Source organism: Polaromonas sp. P1_G4 (assembly GCF_056405475.1).
Map to the genome: position 1 here is coordinate 1 of NZ_JBFUCA010000993.1, position 721 is coordinate 721.

Below are 721 nucleotides of genomic sequence, written 5' to 3' on the forward strand. Positions count from 1 at the left end.
GCCGGGAGCTGCGCCACCGGGTACATCACAAAGAAATTGACGCGCATGGAGCCCCAGTCGACCTTGCGCAGGCTGGTGATCTTCGCTTCACTGAGCTGGCCGCCGATGTCAAACCGCAGTGAGTCGCCTAGCTTGAGGCCCAGCGTTTTGGCCAGGCCGTCTTCCACGCTCACGGCATCTTTTTCGCCGCCTGTCCAGCGCCCGCCGGTGACCTGGTTGTGACCGGGCATGTCGGCACTGTTGGACAAATTGAATTCGCGGTCCACCAGGCGTTTGGCGCGATCGTCTTCAAAGTCGTCGGGCGTGACGGCCTTGCCGTTGACCGCCACCAGACGGCCGCGGATCATGGGGTACCAGTCGAACTTCTTCACGCCGCCATCGCGCAGCGCTTTCTGGAAAGCCTCGCCCTGCTCCGGCTGCACGTTGATGACAAAACGGTTAGGCGCATCGGGCGGCGTCGCCTTGCGCCAGCTGCTGATGAGGTCGGTGCGCAGCAGCACGAGCAGCATCAGGGCCAGCAAGCCGACCGCAAGGGCGCTGGTCTGCACCACGGCATACATGGGCCGGGCAGACAGCTGCCGCGTGGCCAGCACCAGCCAGCGCGGGGCGGTGACTTCGTTGACGCTGGCGCGCAGCAGCTTGACGGCGGCAAAACTGGCCACGGCAAACACCAGCACCGCGCCGGCAAAACCACCGACGGCAATCAGGCCCAGCTTAAGGT

The 721-nt window shown here is 64.8% G+C and carries 1 protein-coding gene; it reads right to left on the reverse strand.

Annotation, left to right across the window (positions count from 1 at the left end; genetic code table 11):
• A partial coding sequence (locus AC1D1X_RS24955) for an ABC transporter permease (protein ID WP_477699581.1) occupies positions 1-721 on the reverse strand: 721 nt, incomplete at both ends.